This is a genomic window from Rhizobium mongolense subsp. loessense (assembly GCF_900099775.1).
In the GTDB taxonomy this organism is placed as follows: domain Bacteria; phylum Pseudomonadota; class Alphaproteobacteria; order Rhizobiales; family Rhizobiaceae; genus Rhizobium; species Rhizobium loessense.
In genome coordinates, this window is the sequence record NZ_FMTM01000003.1 from 334,223 (window position 1) to 358,454 (window position 24,232).

General features: G+C 60.6%; 20 protein-coding genes and 1 pseudogene. 17 read left to right on the forward strand and 4 right to left on the reverse strand.

Features of this window, described 5'->3' with window-relative positions; genetic code table 11:
* Positions 1–10 precede the first annotated feature (10 nt).
* From mraY to murB, 6 genes are all read left to right on the forward strand, one after another.
* Positions 11–1,111, forward strand: a complete 1,101-nt coding sequence (mraY, locus tag BLP23_RS12825) for a phospho-N-acetylmuramoyl-pentapeptide-transferase (protein ID WP_092585226.1) — start codon at positions 11–13, stop codon at positions 1,109–1,111.
* Between the two features lie 7 nt (positions 1,112–1,118).
* Positions 1,119–2,531, forward strand: coding sequence for a UDP-N-acetylmuramoyl-L-alanine--D-glutamate ligase (gene murD, locus BLP23_RS12830; protein ID WP_092585227.1), 1,413 nt, complete (start codon positions 1,119–1,121; stop codon positions 2,529–2,531).
* Between the two features lies 1 nt (position 2,532).
* Positions 2,533–3,687, forward strand: a complete 1,155-nt coding sequence (gene ftsW, locus BLP23_RS12835) for a putative lipid II flippase FtsW (protein ID WP_092585228.1) — start codon at positions 2,533–2,535, stop codon at positions 3,685–3,687.
* 191 nt (positions 3,688–3,878) lie between these two features.
* Complete coding sequence (murG, locus tag BLP23_RS12840) at positions 3,879–5,003, forward strand: undecaprenyldiphospho-muramoylpentapeptide beta-N-acetylglucosaminyltransferase (RefSeq protein ID WP_092585229.1); 1,125 nt, start codon at positions 3,879–3,881, stop codon at positions 5,001–5,003.
* Entirely contained in the window at positions 5,000–6,415 is a 1,416-nt protein-coding gene (murC, locus tag BLP23_RS12845; RefSeq protein WP_092585230.1) for a UDP-N-acetylmuramate--L-alanine ligase, read from the forward strand. The genes murG and murC overlap by 4 nt, the downstream gene beginning before the upstream one ends.
* A complete protein-coding gene (gene murB, locus BLP23_RS12850; RefSeq protein ID WP_092585231.1) occupies positions 6,412–7,386 on the forward strand; it encodes a UDP-N-acetylmuramate dehydrogenase in 975 nt (324 codons plus the stop codon). The genes murC and murB overlap by 4 nt, the downstream gene beginning before the upstream one ends.
* A gap of 99 nt (positions 7,387–7,485) precedes the next feature.
* Here murB and BLP23_RS12855 read toward each other — a convergent pair whose 3' ends face one another.
* Positions 7,486–8,790: an MFS transporter gene (locus tag BLP23_RS12855; protein WP_092585232.1), complete on the reverse strand. Its 1,305-nt coding sequence runs from the start codon at positions 8,788–8,790 to the stop codon at positions 7,486–7,488.
* 253 nt (positions 8,791–9,043) lie between these two features.
* Between BLP23_RS12855 and aqpZ the strand changes: the two genes are divergently transcribed.
* The 9 genes from aqpZ (at position 9,044) to ligA (ending at position 21,362) form a co-directional block, all read left to right on the forward strand.
* The gene (aqpZ, locus tag BLP23_RS12860; RefSeq protein ID WP_092585233.1) at positions 9,044–9,730 is read left to right on the forward strand and encodes an aquaporin Z; all 687 of its coding nucleotides are present in this window, start codon (positions 9,044–9,046) and stop codon (positions 9,728–9,730) included.
* A gap of 298 nt (positions 9,731–10,028) precedes the next feature.
* Positions 10,029–10,955 carry a D-alanine--D-alanine ligase gene (locus BLP23_RS12865; protein ID WP_092585234.1) on the forward strand — a complete coding sequence of 309 codons (927 nt, stop codon included), beginning with the start codon at positions 10,029–10,031 and terminating at the stop codon, positions 10,953–10,955.
* Positions 10,943–11,875: a cell division protein FtsQ/DivIB gene (locus tag BLP23_RS12870; RefSeq protein ID WP_092585235.1), complete on the forward strand. Its 933-nt coding sequence runs from the start codon at positions 10,943–10,945 to the stop codon at positions 11,873–11,875. Before BLP23_RS12865 ends, BLP23_RS12870 begins: the two co-directional genes overlap by 13 nt.
* Positions 11,872–13,203, forward strand: a complete 1,332-nt coding sequence (ftsA, locus tag BLP23_RS12875) for a cell division protein FtsA (protein ID WP_092585236.1) — start codon at positions 11,872–11,874, stop codon at positions 13,201–13,203. The genes BLP23_RS12870 and ftsA overlap by 4 nt, the downstream gene beginning before the upstream one ends.
* Positions 13,204–13,259: 56 nt before the next feature.
* Positions 13,260–14,966, forward strand: a complete 1,707-nt coding sequence (ftsZ, locus tag BLP23_RS12880; RefSeq protein WP_092585237.1) for a cell division protein FtsZ — start codon at positions 13,260–13,262, stop codon at positions 14,964–14,966.
* Between the two features lie 288 nt (positions 14,967–15,254).
* The gene (gene lpxC / locus BLP23_RS12885) at positions 15,255–16,211 is read left to right on the forward strand and encodes a UDP-3-O-acyl-N-acetylglucosamine deacetylase (protein WP_092585238.1); all 957 of its coding nucleotides are present in this window, start codon (positions 15,255–15,257) and stop codon (positions 16,209–16,211) included.
* 263 nt (positions 16,212–16,474) lie between these two features.
* Positions 16,475–17,344 (forward strand): outer membrane protein assembly factor BamD, encoded by an 870-nt coding sequence (locus tag BLP23_RS12890; RefSeq protein ID WP_208603145.1) that lies wholly within the window; start codon positions 16,475–16,477, stop codon positions 17,342–17,344.
* Positions 17,345–17,357: 13 nt separating this feature from the next.
* Entirely contained in the window at positions 17,358–19,031 is a 1,674-nt protein-coding gene (recN, locus tag BLP23_RS12895) for a DNA repair protein RecN (protein WP_092585240.1), read from the forward strand.
* A gap of 174 nt (positions 19,032–19,205) precedes the next feature.
* Positions 19,206–21,362, forward strand: a complete 2,157-nt coding sequence (gene ligA / locus BLP23_RS12900; RefSeq protein WP_092585241.1) for an NAD-dependent DNA ligase LigA — start codon at positions 19,206–19,208, stop codon at positions 21,360–21,362.
* Positions 21,363–21,389: 27 nt separating this feature from the next.
* Here ligA and BLP23_RS12905 read toward each other — a convergent pair whose 3' ends face one another.
* Positions 21,390–21,881 (reverse strand): GNAT family N-acetyltransferase, encoded by a 492-nt coding sequence (locus BLP23_RS12905; RefSeq protein WP_092585242.1) that lies wholly within the window; start codon positions 21,879–21,881, stop codon positions 21,390–21,392.
* Between the two features lie 309 nt (positions 21,882–22,190).
* Here BLP23_RS12905 and BLP23_RS12910 point away from each other — a divergent pair, with 309 nt between their 5' ends.
* Together BLP23_RS12910 and BLP23_RS12915 are read left to right on the forward strand one after the other, a co-directional pair.
* A complete protein-coding gene (locus tag BLP23_RS12910) occupies positions 22,191–22,781 on the forward strand; it encodes a 3'-5' exonuclease (RefSeq protein WP_022714383.1) in 591 nt (196 codons plus the stop codon).
* Between the two features lie 64 nt (positions 22,782–22,845).
* Positions 22,846–23,340 carry a CreA family protein gene (locus BLP23_RS12915; RefSeq protein WP_092585243.1) on the forward strand — a complete coding sequence of 165 codons (495 nt, stop codon included), beginning with the start codon at positions 22,846–22,848 and terminating at the stop codon, positions 23,338–23,340.
* 48 nt (positions 23,341–23,388) lie between these two features.
* On the opposite strand, the gene BLP23_RS12920 is transcribed toward BLP23_RS12915, so the two are convergent.
* Both BLP23_RS12920 and BLP23_RS34485 read right to left on the reverse strand, forming a co-directional pair.
* Positions 23,389–23,856 (reverse strand): chemotaxis protein CheW, encoded by a 468-nt coding sequence (locus BLP23_RS12920; protein ID WP_092585244.1) that lies wholly within the window; start codon positions 23,854–23,856, stop codon positions 23,389–23,391.
* 2 nt (positions 23,857–23,858) lie between these two features.
* Positions 23,859–24,164, reverse strand: a pseudogene (locus tag BLP23_RS34485) (methyl-accepting chemotaxis protein); the annotation flags it as partial.
* Positions 24,165–24,232 lie beyond the last annotated feature (68 nt).

The following is a 24,232-nucleotide window of genomic DNA, read 5'->3' on the forward strand; positions in this document are numbered from 1 at the left end:
GGGGCCTCGAATGCTGATTTGGCTAGTCGAACTGTCGGACCAACTGAAGTTTCTGAACTTGTTCAGATACATTACCTTCCGTACAGGCGCCTCTCTCTTCACGTCCGCACTGATCGTCTTCCTCTTCGGGCCGATGATCATCAACTCGCTCCGAATCCGACAGGGAAAGGGCCAGCCGATCCGCGCCGACGGGCCGCAGACGCATTTCAAGAAGGCCGGCACGCCGACCATGGGTGGGCTGATGATCCTAGCAGGCATCGTCGGGGCCTCGCTTCTGTGGGCCGACCTTTCCAACGTCTATGTGGTCGCGACCCTGCTCGTCACCCTCGGCTTCGGCGCGATCGGCTTTTACGACGACTATCTCAAGGTCACGAAGCAGAGCGATAAGGGGTTCTCGGGCAAAGCACGTCTCGGCATAGAGTTCGTGATTGCCGGCATCGCCGTCTATTTCATGATGCGCACCGCGCTTGCCTCCGGTACGGCAGGCTCGACCTTCGGCTCCTCGGTCGCATTCCCGTTCTTCAAGGATTTCCTGATCAATCTCGGCATCGTGTTTGTGGCCTTCGGTGGCTTCGTCATCGTTTCGGCGGGCAACGCCGTCAACCTGACGGACGGTCTCGATGGTCTTGCGATCGTTCCCGTGATGATTGCCGCCGCCTCCTTCGGTGTCATCGCCTATCTTGCCGGCAATGCGGTCTTTGCGAACTACCTGCAGATCAACTTCGTGCCCGGCACGGGCGAACTCGCCGTGGTACTCGGCGCAGTCATCGGTGCGGGCCTCGGCTTCCTCTGGTTCAACGCGCCGCCCGCCGCAATCTTCATGGGCGATACGGGTTCGCTGGCGCTCGGCGGCACGATCGGCACCGTTGCGGTCGCGACCAAGCACGAGATCGTCATGGCGATCATCGGCGGTCTCTTTGTTGCAGAAACGCTCTCGGTCATCATCCAGGTCGGCTTCTTCAAGATGACCGGGCGCCGCGTCTTCTTGATGGCGCCGATCCACCACCATTTCGAGAAGAAGGGCTGGACCGAAAGCCAAGTCGTGATCCGCTTCTGGATTATCGCCGTCGGCCTTGCGATGCTCGGCCTTTCCACCCTCAAGCTGCGGTGAGGCAGACATGATTCCTGTCACGACGCTTGCAGGAAAGAAGGTCGCGCTGTTCGGGCTTGGCGGGTCCGGATTTGCAACGGCCCGCGCGCTCATTCTGGGCGGCGCCCATCTCACGGCCTGGGACGATAATCCGGACAGTGTGACGAAGGCTGCCGCCGAGGGAATCCATACCGCGGACCTGCGAAGCATCGATTGGAGCGTTCAGTCGCTCTTCGTTCTGTCGCCGGGTGTGCCGCTCACGCATCCGAAACCGCACTGGACGGTCGATCTCGCCCACGCCGCCGGTGTCGATATCGTTGGCGATGTCGAACTCTTCGTGCGCGAGCGCCGAGCGCATGCGCCGGATTGCCCCTTCATCGCCATCACAGGCACGAACGGCAAGTCGACGACGACCGCGCTGATTGCCCATATCCTGAAATCCAGCGGCCGCGACACGCAGCTTGGTGGCAACATCGGAACGGCCGTGCTGACGCTCGATCCGCCGAAAGCTGGACGCTACTATGTCGTCGAGTGCTCCTCCTACCAGATTGACCTCGCGCCGACGCTGAATCCCTCTGCGGGCATCCTGCTCAACCTCACGCCTGATCATCTCGATCGTCACGGCACGATGCAGCACTATGCCGGCATCAAGGAGCGCCTGGTTGCCGGCAGCGGCACCGCTATCGTTGGCGTCGATGACAGTCATTGCGAAATGATCGCTGATCGCGTCGAGCGGGCAGGAACGAAGGTGGTCCGCATTTCGCGCCGCCATCCGCTGGCCGATGGAGTCTATGCCGAAGGTACGAAGCTCATGCAGGCTTCTTCCGCTGCGGCTTTGCCGCTTGCCGATCTCGACGCCATCCAGACGCTACGTGGCGGCCACAATGCGCAGAATGCCGCTGCGGCGGTCGCCGCCTGCCTTGCCGTCGGCGTTTCGGCCGAAGAGATTCGCACCGGGCTTGCCTCCTTCCCCGGCCTCAAACACCGCATGCAGCCGGTCGGGACGCGCGGCAACGTCGTCTTCGTCAACGATTCGAAGGCGACTAACGCAGACGCCGCAGCGCCCGCGCTTTCGAGCTACGATCGCATCTACTGGATCGCCGGCGGTCTTTCGAAGGCGGGGGGCATCACGACGCTTGCACCGTTCTTCCCGCGCATCGCCAAGGCCTATCTGATCGGCGAAGCGGCGGCGGAATTTGCCGCGACGCTCGGCGAGGCGGTGCCCTACGAGATTTCGGGTACGCTGGAACGCGCGGTTGCCCATGCCGCGGCCGATGCGGAAAAAGATGACACTGGTCCATCCGCGGTGATGTTATCCCCGGCTTGCGCAAGCTTCGACCAGTACAAGAACTTCGAAGTCAGGGGCGATGCATTTGTCAGCCATGTGGCAGCGCTCGACGGAGTGAGGATGCTGGTCGGTTCGGCAACAGGAGATAGATGACATGGTGAGCCGTGCGGAACGTGGGCCTTTGGCCGATTGGTTTTGGACCATCGACCGCTTTTTTCTGGCGATGTTCATCTTCCTGATGGGCGTCGGCTTCATGCTCTCCTTTGCGGCCTCGCCCGCGGTTGCCGAGCGCATCGGGCTAGAGCCGTTCCATTTTGTGAAGCGTCACGCGGCGTTCATGATTCCCTCGATCGCCGTCATGATCGGGCTTTCTTTTCTGACGCCGCGGCAGGTGCGACGGACCGCCATCCTACTGCTTGTCATCTCGCTCGCTATGATGGTTCTGGCACTTTTCTTCGGTATCGAGGTCAAAGGCTCAAGGCGCTGGGTGACGCTTGCTGGCATCTCGGTCCAGCCGTCGGAATTCATGAAGCCCGCCTTCGTCGTCGTCTGTGCTTGGCTCTTTGCAGAGCATGCGCGTCAGCCGGAAATCCCGGGCAATCTCTTTGCGATCATCCTCTTCGGGATGGTCGCGGCGCTTCTCGTCGCCCAACCTGACCTTGGCCAGACGATCCTGACGACGGCCGTGTGGGGTGGCATGTTCTTCATGGCGGGCATGCCCTGGATTTGGATCATCCTGCTCGGCGCCGGCGGTGCGGGCGGGCTGCTCAGCGCCTACTACGTTTTCCCGCACGTGGCGGGGCGCATAGACAAATTCATGACCGGCGAGGGCGATACGTTCCAGATCGACACTGCGCGTGAGGCCATCATCCGCGGCGACTGGTTTGGCAAAGGACCGGGCGAGGGCATCGTCAAGCGCATCATCCCGGACGCGCATACCGACTTCATTTTCTCGGTCGCCGCCGAGGAATTCGGCATCATCTTCTGCATCGCGCTCGTTCTGCTCTTCACGGTTCTTGTTTTGAGGGGGCTATCGCACGCATATAAGGAGAAGAACGACTTCAACCGGTTTGCCGTCGCGGGGCTCGTGCTCCAGATGGGCATCCAGTCGATCATCAATATCGGCGTCAATCTCGAGCTGCTTCCGGCAAAAGGCATGACGCTGCCGCTGATTTCCTACGGCGGTTCGTCCATGGTCGCGATCTGCGTGACCGCCGGTTTTATTCTCGCGCTGACGCGCCATCGTCCGGAAAAACGTGCACAGGAGCGGAGCCTCTTCCGCGTGCCGCACGGATTGCCGGCGGAGTAAAATATGCTCGTGCCGTCTAAATTGCCCCCAACGCTTGCCCTCGACCTGCTGGCCGGGAGAGGGTCCGTGCCCCGTGAGACGGGCAGGGGTACTAAGAATTTGCGGTATGGGTTCTTCTCCCCGTCAAAACGGGGAGAAGGTTCCGGCAGGCGGATGAGGGGCGGCTGCCTGGTTGAAAGGCGAACCTACCGATGAGCAAAGGTATCATCCTGCTCGCCGCCGGGGGCACCGGCGGCCACGTGTTTCCAGCAGAGGCTTTGGCATACGAGCTGAAGGCGCGCGGTTATTCCGTGCATCTCGTGACGGACAGCCGTGCCGAGCGCTTTGCCGGCAAATTCCCCGCGGATGAAATCCACGTCGTGCCGTCGGCGACGATCGGCTCGAAGAACCCGATCGCAGTCGCGCGTTCGCTGTGGACGCTGTGGACGGGAATGCGTGCCGCCAAGAAACTGATCCAGCAGCTGAGGCCTGCGGTCGTCGTTGGTTTCGGCGGCTATCCGACCGTGCCGCCGCTGCTTGCCGCCACGCGCCTCGGCGTGCCATCGATGATCCACGAACAGAACGCCGTGATGGGCCGCGCCAACAAGGCGCTGGCGCAACGCGTGCAGGCGATCGCCGGCGGTTTCCTGCCGGAGAATGGCGGCGCTTATTCCGAGAAGACCGTGACGACCGGCAATCCGGTGCGTCCGGCGATCATCGAAGCGGCGAAGGTGCCGTACAAGCCTTCCCATGCCGGAGAACCCTTCAATCTCGTCGTCTTCGGCGGCAGCCAGGGCGCGCAATATTTCTCCAAGGCGATGCCGACGGCGATCAGCCTGCTTGACGACGAGTTGCGTTCGCGGTTGCGCATTACTCAGCAGGTGCGCCCCGAAGACATGGAAATGGTGAGCGGCTGTGTGGCCAGGCTTGAAATGGGGGCGGATATCGCGCCGTTCTTCACCGATATGGCGGACCGCCTTGCAAATGCGCATCTGGTGATCTGCCGCTCGGGCGCCTCGACCGTTTCGGAAATTTCGGTCATTGGCCGTCCTGCCGTGCTTGTGCCTTATCCGCATGCGCTTGATCACGATCAGGCGGCGAACGCGGCAGCCCTTGCTGCGACCGGTGGCGCGAAGGTCATCGCACAATCGGAGCTCTCGTCGGAGAAGATCGCTTCGATCCTGACTCATGTGATGAACGACCCGGAAAAGCTCGCCCGAATGGCGGCTGCCGCAAAGCAGGCCGGGAAACCGGACGCTGCGAACTTGCTTGCAGGCATGGTTGAGGCTATTGCCGCCGGACGTACAATTGCAGAGTTCAGGGGGACACAGTCATGAAAATGCCGAAGGCGATCGGCCTTGTCCATTTCATTGGCATCGGCGGGATCGGCATGAGCGGTATCGCCGAGGTGCTGCATAATCTCGGCCACCGCGTTCAGGGATCGGACCAGGCTGACAGCGCCAACGTGCAGCGTCTGCGTGACAAGGGCATCGAAGTCTTCGTCGGTCACAAGGCGGAAAACCTGGGTGATGCTGAAGTTGTGGTCGTCTCGACCGCCATCAAGAAGGACAATCCGGAGCTTGTCGCCGCGCGCGAGAAGCTGCTGCCGGTCGTGCGCCGTGCCGAAATGCTCGCCGAACTGATGCGTTTCCGCAATGCAATCGCCATCGGTGGCACGCATGGAAAGACGACGACGACATCGCTCGTCGCCACGCTGCTCGAAGCGGGCGGTCTCGATCCGACCGTCATCAACGGCGGCATTATCAATGCCTACGGCACGAATGCACGCATGGGCGAGGGCGAGTGGATGGTGGTCGAGGCCGACGAGTCGGACGGCACATTTCTGAAGCTGCCGGCTGACGTCGCGGTGGTGACCAACATCGATCCGGAACATCTCGACCACTACGGCAATTTCGACGCCGTGCGCGCCGCCTTCCGGCAGTTCGTCGAGAACGTGCCCTTCTACGGCTTCGGCGTCATGTGCCTCGATCATCCAGAGGTCCAGGCTCTCGTCGGCCGCATCGAAGACCGTAAGGTCATTACCTATGGTGAAAATCCGCAGGCCGACGTGCGCTTCATGAATGTTCGTATCGACGGTGCACGGTCGATCTTCGACGTCGAAATCCGCCGCCGCCGCACGGGACAGGTCATCAGGCTCGACAATCTCGTAATGCCGATGCCCGGCCGACATAACATTTCGAATGCGACAGCAGCGATTGCGGTCGCCAACCGCCTCGGCATTTCAAGCGCCGATATCGCAACGGGCCTCGCCTCATTCGGCGGCGTCAAGCGCCGCTTTACGCTGACCGGCTCATGGAACGGCGTGCAGATCTTTGATGACTACGGCCATCATCCAGTCGAGATAAAGGCCGTGCTGAAGGCCGCGCGCGAAGCCTGCAAGGGTCGCGTCATCACTGTCCATCAGCCGCATCGCTACACGCGCCTTTCCAGCCTGTTCGAAGAGTTTGCCGCCTGTTTCAACGATGCCGACAGCATTTTTCTTGCTCCGGTCTATGCCGCGGGCGAAGATCCGATCGAAGGCGTGGATTCCGAGGCACTCGTTTCGCGCATCAAAGCGGGTGGCCACCGCGACGCGCGCTTCCTTGCTAACCAGGAGCTTTTGCCTGAGATGGTCGCGGAGATTGCAAAGCCCGGCGATTTTGTGGTTCTCTTAGGGGCTGGGAATATAACTTACTGGGCAGTCGCGCTGCCCAAGCAACTGGAAGGTCTTTCGGGAAAATCTGCATGAAACAGGTGAATGGGGAAAAGCTTCTCAAGTCTCTCGGAGAAGGTGTGAAGGATATCCGCGGCCGCCTCACGCCGGATGCCCCCATGGACCGTGTCACTTGGTTCCATGCTGGCGGTCTTGCCGAGCTGATGTTCCAGCCGCACGATGAGGCGGACCTTATCGCATTCCTGAAAATCCTGCCGGAAGAGGTGCCGCTGACGGTCGTGGGCGTCGGTTCGAACATCCTCGTGCGCGACGGCGGCATTCCGGGCGTCGTCTTGCGCCTTTCTGCCAAGGGCTTCGGTTCGGTCGAGCTTGCAGGCGACAACCGAATTCTCGCCGGTGCCATTTGCCCGGACAAGCATGTGGCAGCGATGGCGATGGACAACGGCATCGGCGGCCTCCATTTCTTCTATGGCATCCCGGGCAGCATCGGCGGTGCGGCGCGTATGAACGCCGGCGCCAATGGCAGCGAGACCCGCGATCGTTTGGTCGAGGTCAATGCCACGGACCGCACGGGCAACAAGCTCGTGCTGTCGAACGCAGATATGGGATATTCCTACCGTCATTCCACGGCCTCATCTGATCTCATATTCACCTCCGTGCTTTTCGAGGGCTATCCGGAGGAACGGGCGAAGATCCGCGCCGACATGGATGCGGTGCGCAATCACCGCGAGACGGTGCAGCCGATCCGCGAGAGGACCGGCGGTTCGACCTTCAAGAATCCCGAAGGTCATTCGGCCTGGAAGTTGATCGACGAAGCAGGCTGCCGGGGTCTCGTCATCGGCGGCGCGCAGATGTCGTCGCTTCATTGCAATTTCATGATCAATATGGGGCAGGCGACCGGCTACGATCTCGAATATCTCGGCGAGCAAGTTCGCCGTGAAGTCTTCGAAAATTCCGGCGTCAAGCTCGAATGGGAAATCAAGCGTCTCGGCGTTTTCATGCCGGGCCGCGAGGTGCGCCCGTTCCAGGGTGTGACCAGCGAATAGTCGTTTTATCTATCCAGAACGGCCAGTTGATTGGCAATAACGAAAAAGGCCGCGACGGGAAACCGCCGCGGCCTTTAATTGATCTGGAGGCAGTCTTGATCAGACTTCTTCGCGGCCGGATGCGAGGATTGAGATCAGCGTGATCACGGAAGCAAGACCGAGATAATAGCCGACATAAAGCATGCCGTAGTTCGTCTGCAGCCAGGTGGCGATATAGGGGGCTAGCGAAGCGCCGAAGATGCCGGCAAGATTGAAGGTGATCGACGAGCCGGTGTAGCGCACTGCGGTCGGGAAGGGGGCCGCTAGCGCCGTTCCGATCAGGCCGTATGTCATGCCCATGAGTGCCATGGCGACAATCGCAAAGACGACGATGCTGTCTTCGCTGCCGGTCATCAGGCCGGGCAGGAAGAACGAGAAGATACCGATCAGGACGGTGGTAAGGATCAGCACTTCGCGGCGTCCGAATCTTTCAGCGAGCCTGCCGGCGACGGGGATGAAGATGCCGAAGGCGATCGAGCCCACAATCTGGATTTCCAGCGCGTCCAGGAAGGGAATTTTCAGAACCTTGACGTTGTAGGACAGCAGATAGGCCGAGCCGATGTAGAAGAGCACGAAGGTTGCGAGCGCCACGAAGGTGCCGAGGAACAAGCTTCGCTTATGCTTGCGGAACAGTTCCGCAACCGGCACGGCAACGCGCTCATGCTTGTCAATTGCCTTCTGGAAGGCCGGCGTTTCAGTGATCGAAAGACGAACCCAAAGGCCGATGACGATCAGGACGATCGAGGCGATGAATGGAACGCGCCAGCCCCAGCTCAAAAGCGCGTCCTGCGAGATCACCTGCAGCAACAGCCAGAAGACGCCTGAGGAGAGGAAGAGGCCGACGGGTGCGCCGAGCTGCGGGAACATGCCGTACCAGCTGCGCTTGCCTTCCGGCGCATTCTCGGTTGCGAGGAGAACAGCGCCACCCCATTCGCCACCGAGGCCGAAGCCCTGGCCGAATCGGCACAATGCAAGCAGCAGCGGTGCCACGACGCCGATCGATCCGTAGGAAGGCAGCAAACCGATAATGACCGTAGAAATACCCATGGTCAGCAGAGCGGCGACCAGAGTCGTCTTGCGGCCGATCCTGTCGCCGAAATGACCGAAGACAACGGCGCCGAGCGGACGGGCGAAGAAGGCGATCGAGAAGGTCGCAAAGGAAGCGAGAAGGGCGGTGGTCGGATCGTTGTTCGGGAAGAACAGCGTCGGAAAGACCAGGACGGCCGCCGTCGCATAGACATAAAAATCAAAGAATTCGATCGTGGTGCCGACAAGGCTCGCGATTAGAACGCGCGCCGGCGAATTGACTTGCGCACTGTTCGATGAAGCGGAGGTCGGCGATACGGGAGATATCGCGTCAGACATTTTTATTCCATTCGGGATGTATAAAGAGCGCCCTTGGAAAGGGATCGAAGGGCTCTTAACGCAATTTTAATTCCGCGCAAACGCCGAATGGGCAAGAAAGTGATGAAACTAGATGCAGCCGCACCGCGATGATTTCTTTCGCGCCCTATGATCAATTGCGTGGAAAGCGCCACCTGAAATTGATGGGATTGACGGGAATCAGTTTCAAGCGACTTCCTTGTTCGCTCTCTGATTGAGATTGAAGGAAGAAAATATGCAGAAAAGCCTTATTGCAGAGTTTTTGGGGACGTTCTTGCTGGTCTTTGGCGGATGCGGCAGTGCCGTTCTTGCTGCAGCCATTCCGGACCTTGGAATCGGCTTTGCCGGTGTTTCACTGGCATTCGGCCTGACCGTGCTGACAATGGCTTACGCCGTGGGCGGCGTTTCGGGAGGCCATTTCAATCCGGCCGTTTCCGTCGGCCTTGCGGTCGCCGGCCGATTCCCGGTGGGACGCCTCATTCCCTATATCGTCGCGCAGGTGATCGGTGCCATTGCCGCCGCCGCGCTCCTCTATGTCGTTGCGAGCGGCAAGGCCGGCTTTGAACTGGGGGGCTTTGCCTCCAACGGCTATGGCGAGCATTCTCCCGGCGGCTATTCGCTGACTTCGGCATTGGTCATCGAAGTCGCTCTCACGCTGTTCTTCCTGATCGTCATCTTGGGCTCCACACATGGTAGGGCACCAACTGGCTTTGCGCCGCTTGCGATCGGCCTGGCGCTGACGCTGATCCACCTGATCTCGATCCCGGTGACGAACACATCCGTCAATCCCGCCCGCTCGACAGGCCAGGCTCTCTTTGTCGGCGGTTGGGCCCTGCAGCAGCTTTGGCTCTTCTGGCTGGCGCCGATAGCCGGCGGTGCGCTTGGCGGCCTTGTCTGGAAATTGCTCGACAAGGACGACTGAGGACGACTTTCGCTGTCCCTCCGGGCGAACCTGCATAGATCATCTGTGCGGGTTTTTTCATGCTGTGAGCGAACTTCAGCATGCTGCCGCAACGCGCTGATTTCGAGTCGGAAACATGCAGCCTCAGTGAGGTTCCTGAGGGGTGGAAACGCCTCGCGTAGGCACCCGGTTAATAAAAGTAAACACTTCATTAACCATAATGTTGTCATATCGCTCCCATGTCTGAGGCGAAGCGGATTCGCGGGCAAGCTTGGTGCAAGCCTCGAAAATCAGGCTGAGGTTTATTTTGGGGGTACGTATGAGTCGCAAGCATGTCGCTGTCCTGATGGGCGGATTTTCCTCGGAGCGGCCGGTGAGCCTGTCTTCGGGAACGGCTTGCGCGGATGCTCTCGAAGGCGAGGGCTTCCAGGTTACCCGGATCGATGTCGATCGCGATATTTCCGCGAAGCTGGCGGCGCTTCGTCCCGATGTCGCCTTCAATGCGCTGCATGGCCCCTTCGGCGAGGATGGCACCATCCAGGGCATCCTCGAATATCTCGAAATTCCCTACACGCATTCTGGCGTTCTTGCCTCTGCGCTTGCGATGGACAAGGGCAAGGCCAAGGGGGTTGCGGCAGCGGCCGGCGTCCCTGTGGCGCAATCGGAAGTCATCAATCGTTTCGCCTTTCCGGCCGAGCATCCAATGAAGCCGCCCTATGTCGTGAAGCCTGTCCGGGAGGGCTCCAGCTTCGGTGTCGTGATCGTTCAGGAGGGTCAGGCTCATCCGCCGCAGATCATCAGTTCGCCGGAGTGGCGCTATGGCGAAGAGGTCATCGTCGAACGGTATGTCTATGGCCGCGAACTGACATGTGGTGTCATGGGCGACAAGGCTCTCGGTGTGACCGAAGTGGTGCCGCAGGGTCACAACTTCTATGACTATGATGCCAAGTATGCTGCGGGCGGCTCAAAACACGTCATCCCGGCGAAAATTTCACCGAATATTTACCAAAAAATACAATCATTGGCGTTAAGGGCGCATCAAGCAATTGGTTGTCGTGGGGTCAGTCGGTCCGACTTTCGTTACGACGACCGGTTCTCCGAAGATGGTGAAGTTATCTGGCTGGAAGTGAATACCCAGCCGGGCATGACGCCAACCTCCCTCGTGCCCGAAATGGCCGGCCATGCCGGTTATTCCTTTGGTGAATTTTTGCGTTGGATGGTGGAGGACGCCTCTTGTTCTCGTTGACGGTGAAAAGGATAGGGCGCCCAAGCCGTCAACCGAGCATCGCTCTTGCTGAGGGCGATGGGCGGATGGTTCTCCCGCGTCCGCTGCGCCGGGTGGTGCGTTTTCTTGTCAGTCTCGGAACTGGCCGTATCCACATTCCTGCGCATACCGGGACAATTTCTGCCCTCGCATTCTTCGCGGCGACCGGTCTCTACGGCATGTCGCTCGGCGGCCATACGGAAACGGTCGCGCAAGCGGCGACGACGGCTGCCGGTTTCGCCATCGAGGATGTGAAGGTTTCTGGCAATTCCGAAACCTCCGAAATCGAAATCTTTGAACTCCTTGGTCTCGACGGAACGACGTCGCTGGTGGCGCTCGATGTCGATGCTGCGCGCCGGAAGATCGTCAAGCTTCCGTGGGTCGAAAGCGTCGAGGTCAGGAAGATTTATCCGAAGACGATCGAGGTCAAGCTCAAGGAGCGCCAGGCCTATGCGATCTGGCAGCACGGGCAGGAGCTTTCGCTGATCGAAAGGAATGGCAGCGTCATTGCGCCGCTTCGCGACAACAAGTTTTCGACGTTGCCGCTCGTTGTTGGTCGAGATGCAGAAAGTGCTGCGGCTTCGCTCGAAGGCGAGTTTTCGCGGTGGCCGGACGTCACGTCGCGCGTGAAGGCTTACGTCTGGGTATCCGGTCGACGCTGGGATCTGCACATGGATAACGGCGTGGTGGTGAAGCTGCCGTCCGACAATGTCGATCAGGCGCTCGCCAGGCTGTCGAAATTCAACAAGGAACAGGATCTTCTGGCGCGCGACATCGCAGCGGTCGATCTCAGGCTGGTGGACAGGACCGCGATCCAACTGACTCCGGAGGCAATGGCGCGCCGGCAGGTCGTTCTCGATCAGCGGACCAAGGATTTGAAGAAGGCGGGGCAGAATATATGAGCTTGTTCGGTTCGTCCCATTTCGGATTGCCGCGCCTGAAACCGCTCTCGTCGAAGCGGTCGCATATCGTTTCGGTGCTCGACATCGGATCGACCAAGGTCGTTTGCATGATCGGTCGCCTGACGCCCCGCGAAGAGAGCGAGATTCTTCCCGGCCGCACGCACGACATCGAAATCATCGGCATCGGCCACCAGCGCTCCCGCGGCATCAAGACCGGCGTCATCGCCGATCTCGATGCGCTCGAAAGCGTCATCCGACTTGCCGTCGATGCGGCCGAGCGTATGGCGGGCCTTACCGTCGAAAGCCTGATTGTCAATCTGACGGCCGGCCGTCTCGGCAGCGACATCTACACGGCGACGATTGATCTGGGCGGCCAGGAAGTCGAACTCAACGATCTCAAGAAGGTGCTTGCAGCCGCCTGCCAGCAGTCGCTGCGCCAGGATCGCGCCGTGCTGCACTCTCTGGCAACCGGCTTCTCGCTCGATGGCGAACGCGGTATCCGCGACCCGCTGGCGATGTATGGCGATGTACTTGGCGTCGACATGCATGTCGTGACCGCCGAACGTGCCGCATTGAAGAACCTCGAGCTCAGTGTCAATCGCGCGCATCTCTCCGTCGAAGGCATCGTTGCGACACCTTACGCCTCCGGGCTGGCCGCTCTCGTCGACGACGAGGTCGAGCTGGGCTGCTGCGCGATCGATATGGGCGGCGGTGCGACGACGATCTCGGTCTTTGCCGAAGGCAAGCTTGTCCACACGGATGCCGTCGGTCTTGGGGGCCTTCACGTCACGACCGATCTGGCGCGCGGCCTTTCGACCCGCATCGAAGACGCGGAGCGCCTGAAAGTGGTTCACGCTTCGGCATTCTCGAACTCCTCCGACGAGCGCGAGCTCATCTCGATCCCACCGATCGGGGAAGACGAGCGCGATCAGCCGACGCAGGTGCCGCGCGCGCTCGTTTCGCGCATCGTCGGCGCACGCATCGAGGAAACGATGGAATTGATCCGCGACCGGATCCAGCGCTCTGGGTTCAGCCCGATCGTCGGAAAGCGCGTCGTGCTGACGGGCGGCGCAAGCCAGTTGACCGGTCTTGCGGAAGTGGCGCGGCGCATCCTGGCGCGCAATGTCCGCATCGGCCGTCCGATGGGCGTCTCGGGTTTGCCGACGGCAGCCAAGGGACCGGCGTTTTCGACGGCGGTCGGACTGATGATCTATCCGCAGGTCGCGGACATGGAAACACATGCGTCACAGAGCGGCCTGCTCATGTCGCTTGGGGGTAATAACAGCCGCATCGCCCGGATGGGCCAGTGGTTGAAGGAAAGCTTCTGAAGTTGAGTGAATTGGCCGGCGTGGCGATGCGGCCATAAAGAGAAGGAACAGGTACCATGACTATCAAGCTGCAAAAGCCGGATATCACTGAGCTGAAGCCGCGTATCACCGTGTTCGGTGTCGGCGGCGGCGGCGGCAATGCTGTCAACAACATGATCTCTGCCGGTCTCCAAGGCGTCGACTTCGTCGTTGCCAATACGGATGCCCAGGCGCTGACCATGACGAAGGCCGAACGCATCATCCAGCTCGGCGCCAACGTCACCGAGGGTCTCGGTGCCGGTTCGCAGCCGGAAGTCGGCCGCGCAGCCGCCGAAGAGTGCATCGATGAGATCATCGATCACCTCAGCGGCACGCATATGTGCTTTGTCACCGCCGGCATGGGCGGCGGCACGGGCACGGGTGCGGCCCCGGTCGTCGCGCAGGCCGCCCGCAATAAGGGCATCCTGACCGTCGGCGTCGTCACCAAGCCGTTCCACTTCGAAGGCGGTCGCCGCATGCGTCTTGCCGAATCCGGAATCGAGGAACTGCAGAAGTCAGTCGATACGCTGATCGTCATTCCGAATCAGAACCTCTTCCGTATCGCAAACGACAAGACGACCTTCGCCGATGCTTTCGCCATGGCTGACCAGGTTCTTTATTCGGGCGTTGCCTGCATCACCGATCTGATGGTGAAGGAAGGTCTCATCAACCTCGATTTCGCCGACGTCCGCTCGGTCATGCGCGAAATGGGCCGCGCGATGATGGGCACCGGTGAAGCATCCGGCCAGGGCCGCGCGATGCAGGCTGCCGAAGCTGCAATCGCCAACCCGCTGCTGGATGAAACCTCGATGAAGGGTGCTCAGGGCCTCCTGATCTCCATCACCGGCGGCCGCGACCTGACGCTCTTTGAAGTCGACGAAGCTGCGACCCGCATTCGCGAAGAAGTCGATCCGGATGCCAACATCATCCTCGGCGCGACCTTCGACGAATCGCTCGAAGGCATCATCCGTGTCTCCGTCGTTGCGACCGGTATCGACCGTGCGATGAACGAAGCTGCTGCCAAGAACTTCCAGCCTGCCGCAAAGCCGGCTATCCGTCCTTCCGCGGCCGTTGCTCCGGCACCGGCCGCAGTTCAGCCTGCGCCAGTCATGCAGGCACCGAAGCCGGCCGATCCGATCGCGCAGACCATCCGCATGGCGGAAGCCGAGATGGAACGCGAGCTCGAAATCCCGGCTCCGCGCCCTGCAGCTCCGGTTCAGCAGCCTGTTGCTCAGGACGCGTTCCGTCCGCAGAGCCGCATCTTCGCAGCCGCTCAAGAAGCTCCGGCCGCACGTCCGGCTCCGGTGCAGTCCGCACCGGCACCCGTTATGAGCCAGCCGGCGCCGCAGCAGGTCATGCAGCAGCAGCCAATTCGCCAGGAACCTGCCATGCAGCAGCCGGTCCGCATGCCAAAGGTCGAGGACTTCCCGCCGGTCGTTCAGGCCGAGATCGATCACCGCGCCCAGCCAGCTGCCGCACAGGCGCATGAGGAGCGCGGCCCGATGGGTCTGCTGAAGCGAATCACCAATTCGCTCGGCCGCCGCGAAGAGGAAGTCGCTCCCGAGATGACGGCAGCGCCTGCCGCTGCTTCGCAGCAGCGCCGCCCGCTTTCGCCCGAGGCGAGCCTTTATGCTCCACGCCGCGGCAATCTCGACGACCAGGGCCGCAGTGTTCCGCAGGCCCGCATGATGCAGGAAGACGACCAGCTCGAGATTCCTGCCTTCTTGCGCCGCCAATCGAACTGAGCGGACACAGAATCGCCACACATGCGCCCGGGATCACGGTCCTGGGCGCAGCTGTTTCAAAGCGTCATATAAGTTGATGATTCCTAAACCATTTCAAGCGGATGCTTTCGTAACAAAGCGAAACGAACAGTGATTTGGATTGGAGCCCGGCCGCACGTATGTATGACGTCATGGGACCGTGCCTTGCCGCCGCCATGGCGACAATTCGGCGGTGGGCAAGATAGGTTGGCGGTTTGTTTTCGGTGCTTTTGGCGCTACGGACCGTAAATGCAATAAAGGCAGAATTTTATGGTTATTGGCATGCTTGGCTTCCAGACGACGGTTTCGCGCCCGGTGACGCTTTCGGGCACCGGCGTCCATTCCGGCGCGGAAGTCACCATTACTTTCAATCCGGCTGAAGTCGATACCGGCGTCGTTTTCCATCGCATGCATGACGACGGCAGCGTTACCGAACTGCGTGCCGTGTCCGCTCAGGTCGGAAGCACCGATCTCTGCACCGTCCTTGGCTTTTCCCCCGCGCATTCGGTTGCGACGATCGAACATGTCATGGCAGCGCTCTACGCGCTCGGTCTCGATAACGTCGTGATCGAGGTACATGGCGCCGAAATGCCGATCATGGACGGCAGTTCGGCACCCTTTATCGAGGCGATCGAGCAGGTTGGCCTCGTTTCGCTCGGCGTGAAGCGCCGCTATATCCGCATCACCAAGCCGGTTCGCATCGAGCATGGCGGCTCGTGGAGCGAGTTCCGCCCGTATGACGGCACGCGCTTCGAAGTCGAGATCGATTTCGATTGCCCGCTGATCGGCCATCAGAAGTGGGAAGGAAATCTGACGGCAGCGACCTTCAAGTCCGAACTGTCGCGCGCACGCACCTTCGGCTTCATGCGTGACGTGGAGCGTCTCTGGGCCTCCGGCCATGCGCTCGGTTCGTCGCTTGAGAATTCCGTCGTCATCTCTGACGACAATACGGTCATCAACGTCGAAGGCCTGCGCTACGCAAAGGATGAGTTCGTGCGTCACAAGGCGCTCGATGCCGTCGGCGACCTTGCGCTTGCCGGCGCTCCCTTCATCGGCTGCTACCGCTCTTATCGCGGTGGTCACAAGATGAATGCCAATGCTTTAAAGGCGCTGCTCAGCGACACGACCGCCTATGAAGTTGTCGAGACTTCCGCTGCGCGCCCGCGCGTTACACCCCGCGATTTCGTCGCCGTTAACGCTCCCGGATTCGCCCCCTGGTCGGCATGACCTCCACACCAAATTTCAGGCCAGGGCCGCCTCCTTCGGGAGGCGGTTTTTTTTTGTACTTCCGCAGGCCGATAACTGTTCTCCAGCATATGCTTAGGAGCAACAGGTACGATTAAAGTCAAAAACCGGGATATTCTGCCGCTTGCTGCCACAAAAATGCGTTAATGGCTCATCATTGCGTTGCTCTCGCCACACATTTGTGGCTAGAAACGCCGGCGAGGTGTGGCTGCCGCAGGGTGGGTAGCGGCAGTTGGGATTCTTCTATGGATTATGCAAGGTCTGAAGGTATGATGAAGACAGCGCGCGCTTTGCTCGCATCGCTCGTGATTTTGAGTGCAGGCGCCTTGATTTCCGGTTGCCAGTCGGACCCTGATATCGACATCACCAAGCTCGGCCTTAGCAACGATCCGCCGGACGTCCTCTACAATCAGGCGCTTGCCAACATGAAGGCCGGCAACATGGCCGAAGCCGCGCGCAAATTCGACGCGATCGACCGCGAAAACCCGTTTTCCGAATGGGCGCGCAAGGCTCTCGTGATGAGTACCTTCGTGAAGTACCGCCAGGGCAAGATCGACGACGCCCTCGCATCTGGCAACCGCTATATGGCGCAATATCCGAAGTCTGAAGATGCGGCATATGTTCAGTACCTGATCGGCCTCAGTTATTCGAAGCAGATTTCCGACGTGACGCAGGATCAGCGGGCTTCCTCCAAGACCATCGAAGCCATGCAGGCCGTCATCGACAACTATCCGGACTCCGAATATGTCGACGACGCGCAAGCAAAGATCCGCTACGCCCGCGACCAGCTCGCCGGCAAGGAAATGCAGGTCGGCCGTTATTATCTCGAGCGCAAGGAATATCTTGCAGCCGTCTCCCGCTTCCGTATCGTGGTTGAGAAGTATCCGAACACGAATCAGATCGAGGAAGCGCTGGCGCGTCTCGTCGAGGCCTATTACGCGATGGGAATCGTCGAAGAAGCCCAGACGGCAGCCGCTGTTCTCGGTCACAACTATCCGGATAGCCAGTGGTACGCCGATTCCTTCAAGCTGCTGCAGTCAGGCGGTGCGGAGCCCCGGGAGAACAAGGGCTCCTGGATTTCCGCAGCCGGCAGGAAGCTGCTGCTCGGCTCGTGAGGCCTGACACGCAATGCTAATCCAGCTTTCGATCCGCGATATCGTTCTGATCGAGCGGCTGGATCTTGCCTTCGAAACCGGGCTCTCGGTTCTGACGGGCGAAACCGGTGCCGGCAAATCCATTCTTCTTGACAGTCTTTCGCTGGCGCTTGGCGGGCGGGGCGATGGCGGCCTCGTGCGCCACGGCGAGGACAAGGGGCAGGTGACGGCGGTCTTCGACGTGCCAATGGATCACGGTGTCCGCCAGCTTCTGCGCGAGAACGGGATTGATGACGAGGGCGACCTCATCTTCCGGCGCCAGCAATCGGCCGACGGCCGCACCAAGGCCTATGTCAACGATCAGCCGGTAAGCGTGCAGCTGATGCGCCAGGCCGGGCAGATGCTTGTCGAAATCCACGGCCAGCACGATGACCGCGCGCTTGTCGATACGCATGCGCACCGGCTTCTGCTCGATGCCTTCGCCGGCATCAACGAGGAAGCGGCGGCGGTCACGGAGCTTTACCGCACTTGGCGCGACGCGGAGCGAACGCTGAAAAAGCATCGCGAAAAAGTGGAGAACGCGGCCCGCGAAGCCGACTATCTCCGGTCCTCCGTCGACGAGTTGGAAAAGCTCTTGCCGCAGGACGGTGAGGAGGAGGAGCTTGCCGAGCGCCGCCAGAAGATGATGAAAGCGCAACGCATTGCAGGCGACATCGCCGAGGCCTCCGAGTTTTTGAACGGCAATGCCTCTCCGGTACCGCATATCGCCTCGCTGGTGCGCCGCCTGGAGCGCAAGAGTCACGAGGCGCCCGGACTGCTGGAAGACACGGTGGCGCTGCTGGATGCGGCTCTGGACCAGCTTTCCAACGCGCAGATGGAAGTGGAGGCAGCACTCCGAAAGACGGAATACGATCCGAAGGAACTGGAGCGTGTCGAGGAGCGACTCTTTGCCCTGCGAGCCGCGTCGCGCAAATATTCCGTGCCTGTGACGGAGCTTCCAGCGCTTGCCGTGCGGATGATCGCCGACCTTGCCGATCTCGATGCCGGCGAGGAGAAGTTGGTGAAGCTCGACGCCGAGGTCGGTGTCGCCAAGGCGAATTACGATGCCGCGGCCCGCTCGCTTTCGGACAAGCGTCACCACGCAGGCGAAGCGCTCGCCGCCGCCGTCATGGCGGAACTGCCGGCGCTCAAGCTGGAGCGTGCGCGCTTCATGGTCGAGATGACGACCGACGCGGCAGACGCAACGGCCGAGGGCATCGACGTCGTCGAGTTTCACGTTCAGACGAACCCAGGGACGCGTCCGGGCTCGATCATGAAGGTGGCATCGGGCGGCGAGCTTTCGCGCTTCCTGCTTGCTCTGAAGGTGGCGCTTGCCGATCGCGGTTCGGCGCCGACGCTCGTCTTTGACGAAATCGACACCGGTGTCGGTGGTGCCGTTGCCGATGCGATCGGCCAGCGACTGAAGCGGCTCTCCGACCGCGTGCAGGTTCTCTCGGTCACCCATGCCCCTCAGGTCGCCGCGCGTGCAGCAACGCACCTGCTTATCTCCAAGGGACCGGTTTCCGACGGCTCTGAAAAGATTGCCACGCGCGTCGCGACGATGGCGCATAAGGACCGCACGGAAGAAATCGCCCGCATGCTTGCTGGAGCCTCCGTGACCGAAGAGGCAAGGGCGGCTGCGGCTCGGCTGTTGGCGGGAAATGGTTAGGCACAAGGTCATGCCGTCGGATTGATCTTCACTCTGACCCTCTCGCATATATCTTCACCCCGACAGAACGGGGAGAAGGAGCCGGCAGGCGGAAGAACGGCCGCCTCATCCGCCTCTCTTTCAATCCATGATTTTTGCTCTAAAACGATTCCAGATTCTCTGGAGTGATCCCGTATGCCGACCGAGTCCGTTGCAGTTGAAGACCTGACGATCGATGATGCCGCCACCGAGCTCGCGCGGCTGGCGAAAGAGGTCGCCCATCACGACACGCTCTATCATGGCAAGGATCAGCCGGAGATCTCGGACGCCGATTACGATGCGCTGAAGCGGCGCAACGACGCGATCGAGGCGCGGTTTCCGGAGCTGATCCGCGAAGACAGCCCGTCGCGCCGCGTCGGCGCTGCACCTTCCGTGACCTTTGCGCCGGTCGTCCATGCGCGTCCGATGCTGTCGCTCGACAATACGTTTTCGCAGGAGGACGTGCAGGATTTTGTGGCCAGCGTCTATCGCTTCCTCGGGCGCTTGCCGGACCAGTCGATCGCCTTTACCGCCGAACCGAAGATCGATGGGCTCTCCATGTCGATCCGTTACGAGAATGGCAGGCTGGTGACGGCTGCAACGCGCGGCGACGGCACGATGGGCGAGAACGTCACGGCCAATATCCGAACCATCAAGGAGATTCCGACAGAACTGCCGAAGGGGGTGCCGGCCGTCGTGGAAGTGCGCGGTGAAGTCTACATGGCAAAGAGCGACTTTATGGCGCTCAACAAGCAGATGGAGGCCGAGGGAAAGCAGACCTACGTCAACCCGCGCAACACGGCAGCCGGATCGCTGCGCCAGCTCGACGCGAAGGTGACGGCTAGCCGCAAGCTGAAATTTTTTGCCTATGCCTGGGGCGAAATATCCGACATGCCGGCCGAGACGCAATTCGACATGGTGCAGCTCTTCAGGGACTGGGGCTTTCCGGTCAATCCGCTGATGAAGCGGCTGAATTCTGTTGCCGATATCCTCGCCCATTACGACGATATCGGCCTGAAGCGCCCCGACCTCGACTACGACATCGACGGCGTCGTCTATAAGGTAGACAGCCTTGAACTGCAACAGCGCCTTGGCTTTCGCTCGCGCAGCCCCCGCTGGGCGACGGCGCATAAATTCCCGGCGGAACAGGCCTTTACCACGGTCGAGAAGATCGAAATTCAGGTGGGGCGTACCGGTGCATTAACGCCTGTCGCGCGCCTTACCCCCGTCACCGTCGGCGGTGTGGTAGTGACGAACGCTACGCTTCACAACGAGGATTACATCAAGGGTCTCGGCAATTCCGGCGAGCCCATTCGCGACGAGGAACACGATATCCGGATCGGCGATACCGTGATCGTGCAGCGGGCGGGCGACGTCATCCCGCAGGTGCTCGATGTCATCATGGAAAAGCGGCCGGCGGACGCGGTGCCCTACGAGTTTCCGAAGCGCTGCCCGGTCTGCGGTTCGCATGCGGTGCGCGAAAGAAACGAGAAGACCGGAAAGCTCGATTCGGTCACGCGCTGCACCGGCGGCTTCGTGTGCCGGGCGCAGGCAACCGAGCATCTCAAGCATTTTGTGTCGCGCAATGCCTTCGATATCGAGGGCCTGGGATCGAAGCAGATCGACTTCTTCTTCGAGAGCGAGGAGGAGGCACTGAGGATCCGCACGGCGCCGGATATCTTCACGCTGGAGCGGCGTCAGCAGAATTCGTTGACGAAGCTCGAGAATATCGAAGGCTTCGGCAAGGTCAGCGTCGGCAAGCTTTATGCGGCGATCAACGAACGGCGCAGCATCGCGCTTCACCGCTTCATCTACGCGCTGGGCATCCGCCATGTCGGCGAGACGACCGCGAAGCTGCTGGCGCGCTCCTACGGCACCTATGAGGCCTTCGCCGCGGCGATGAAGGGGGCCGCGCCACTCTCCGGCGATGCCTGGAACGATCTGAACGCCATCGAAGGCATCGGTGAGATCGTCGCCCGCGCGATCGTGGAGTTCTACAAGGAGCCGCGCAATGTCGAGGTGATCTCGGCACTGCTTTCGGAAGTGACACCGCAGGACGCAGAGCAGCCGGTCACGTCCGACAGCCCGGTTTCCGGCAAGACGGTGGTCTTCACCGGCTCGCTCGAGAAGTTCACCCGCGACGAGGCCAAAGCCAAAGCCGAGAGCCTTGGTGCAAAGGTTGCCGGATCGGTCTCCAAGAAGACCGATATCGTCGTTGCCGGACCCGGTGCGGGCTCGAAGCTCGACAAGGCGCGCGAGCTTGGCGTCCAGACCATGGATGAGGACGAGTGGCTGGCGCTGATCCGTGGATAAGCTCACTTGAGGAGCGGTATCATCAGACTAGAGGCGCACCCTTGCCATCGCATAAGCGTCGACATACCCCCCGGCACGGAAGGCGAAGGCCTTGAGCAGGCCCTCCTCTTCGAAGCCGAATCTTCTGTAGAGGGCGATCGCCGCCTTGTTGTCGGTGTACACCGATAGTTCCAGTCGTTTGATGTTCAGCCAGTTGTCGGCCATGTCGATGAGTTCGGCGAGCAGTGCGCTGCCGATGCCCTTGCCGGTGAAATCGTCGTGGACGCCCATGCCGATGTTGGCTGCATGGCTGCGCCGCCCCAGATAGCGCATCATGCCTGCGTCACCGACGATCCGGTCGTCCAATTCCGCCACGAGGTTGACCTGGCCAGGGCCGGTGTTTTCGAAGCGTTTGCGGGTTTCGTCGATGGTCTGATACGGCAGGCGCAGGGTGCCGAAGCGGAAGCCTGGTAGGTTGATGAGCGCCGTCACCGCCTCTATATCGGAGGCGCGCAATGCCCGAATGATCAAGCCTGCCATCGCTGGCGGACGTTCGGATGGATTGTTTCCTAATGCTTTCAAAATGCTCTCCTTGAATTTGAAAGAGGAGAGCAGACTCCAAAAACCCTGCTCGCCTCGGCAGGGCTTTGGGACTGATCGGACCGCTAACGTGCCAATGCTGCCCCGCACCCTGCATGGGTCGTGGTCATGTGAATGGCCGTGAGGACGATGTTCGATCTGATCATCAGCAAAAAGTCGTTGATCCTTTCGCGAAAGTCAACCTGAGGCATTTGCCTGGCTGAAGCCGCGCGATAAGCCTGTCGTTGACGACAGAATCGCGGAGCAGCCTTGAAGACCATCGCCATCGATTTCGAAACCGCCAATGAGCAGCGCGGCAGCGCCTGTTCGGTCGGGCTTGCCTGGATCGATGAGGGCAGGGTCACTCGTGTCGAGGAACGGCTGATCCGGCCGAAGGATATGCGTTTTTCCGGGATGAACATCGCAATCCACGGCATCCGGCCCGAGCATGTGGAAGATGCGCCGGAATTTCCGGAAGTCATGGAGGAGTTCCACGATGATTTCCGGGGCGCGACGATGATCGCGCACAATGCCGCCTTCGATTTCAGCGTCTGGCGCGCCTCGCTCGACCTTTATCGCCAGTCCTATCCGGAACTCACTTATCTCTGCAGCCTCAAGATGGCGCAGCGCATCTGGCCGCAGTTCTTCTCGCACAGATTGAACGTGATCGCCGAGCATCTCGGCCTGCGCTTTTCCCATCACAATGCCGCGGAGGATGCTGCCGTCTGCGCGCATGCGGCGATCGAGATGGCAAGGGCCGTCAAGGCCGCTGCGGTGCATGCCATTCCCGCGGCGATCGGAATGACACCCGGCAGGCTCACCGCAAGCGGCTACGAGCCCTGCACGTGCCGCAAGGCATAGCCAGCTTTCTTGTTTTGGCGGTGACCGTACTTATCTAGTGAAGCGGATCATTCACGGAGCCGTCATGTCCACTTTGCGCAAGCTTGTTCTTTCCGCCATATCGGTTGCCGCGCTTGGCGCAGGTGCCGCGTCTGCCGAGGTCGTCGGCAAGGTCGGCGTCGATTGGATCGGCAACGATATCATCGTCGATGCCATCGCCGATCCGGAGGTGAAGGGCGTGACCTGCCACGTCACGTATTTCGACCGCAGCGTGATCGACCGGGTGAAAAACGGCAACTGGTTCGAGGATCCCTCGAACAATTCGATCGCCTGCCGCCAGACGGGACCGATCGAAATCGGCGATATCAATCTCTCCAGAGATGGTGACGAGGTGTTCAAGGCGGGCATGTCGCTCGTCTGGAAGAAGCTTGTCGTCAACCGCATCTATGACAAGACCAACGACACGCTGATCTATCTCGCACATTCGCGCGAGCTGACAGATGGCTCGGCGAAGATGTCGATCTCGACGATCCCGCTCTATGGCCAGAACGTCACCTGGAAGAACGGCAAGCCGAAATAACGAAAAGGCCCGGCTTTCGCCGGGCCCCTGGTTTTAAGGGAAGGCTTCTTACGCAGCCTGTGCCAGTTCGTCGGCGATGACGGTGTCGAGGTTCAGGAAGCAGACCATGGTCTTTTCCAGCGCGACGATGCCACGGCAGAAGGCGCGCTGAGCTTCCGGGATGATTTCCGGCGGCGGCTGCAGGTCTTCGCTCTTGATGGTCATCATGTCGGAAACCTGCTCGACGAGGAGGCCGACGAGCTTGCCGGCGATGTCGGTAACGATGATGGCGGAGCGCTCCGACGGTTCAGTCATCTTCATGCCGAGACGGCACGCCATGTCGATAACCGGGATCACTGCACCGCGAAGGTTGATGAGGCCGAGCACGTAGGGCGGGGTATGCGGCATTGGCGTCACTGGCGCCCATCCGCGGATTTCGCGGATCGCCATGATGTCGATGCAGAATTCCTGTTCCGCGAGATGAAAGGAAACGATTTCGAGATGGGAACCGGCCTGTGCAATGATGGCGCTTGTCATGATCAGAATTCTTTCCAGTTGTCTCCGGCCGGAGCGGCCACGGCTTTGGCGGCGGCGCCGCCACTGAATGCGCCCGCGACTTTGCCAATCGGGCTCCGCGCAGGTGAAGGTTTCGGATGCGAGGCGGCGGTTGCTTCTCGCGGCGCGTGACGGGCGTTCATGCCCTCGCCGGTCTTGAACTGCCTACCCAGCCGGACCCGATTTCGGCGTCCGTGCTTGACGGCAGTGTTGATGACGTTCAGTCCAACGGATTTTTCGCTCGCAGAGGTTACGATTGATTTAACGTGCGCCGCCGATGCGCAAACATCTGCCAAAGCGGAGGGTGAGGCAATTAATCACGGGCAGGAAAACGGGATGTTGAATTGCGTGCGTGACG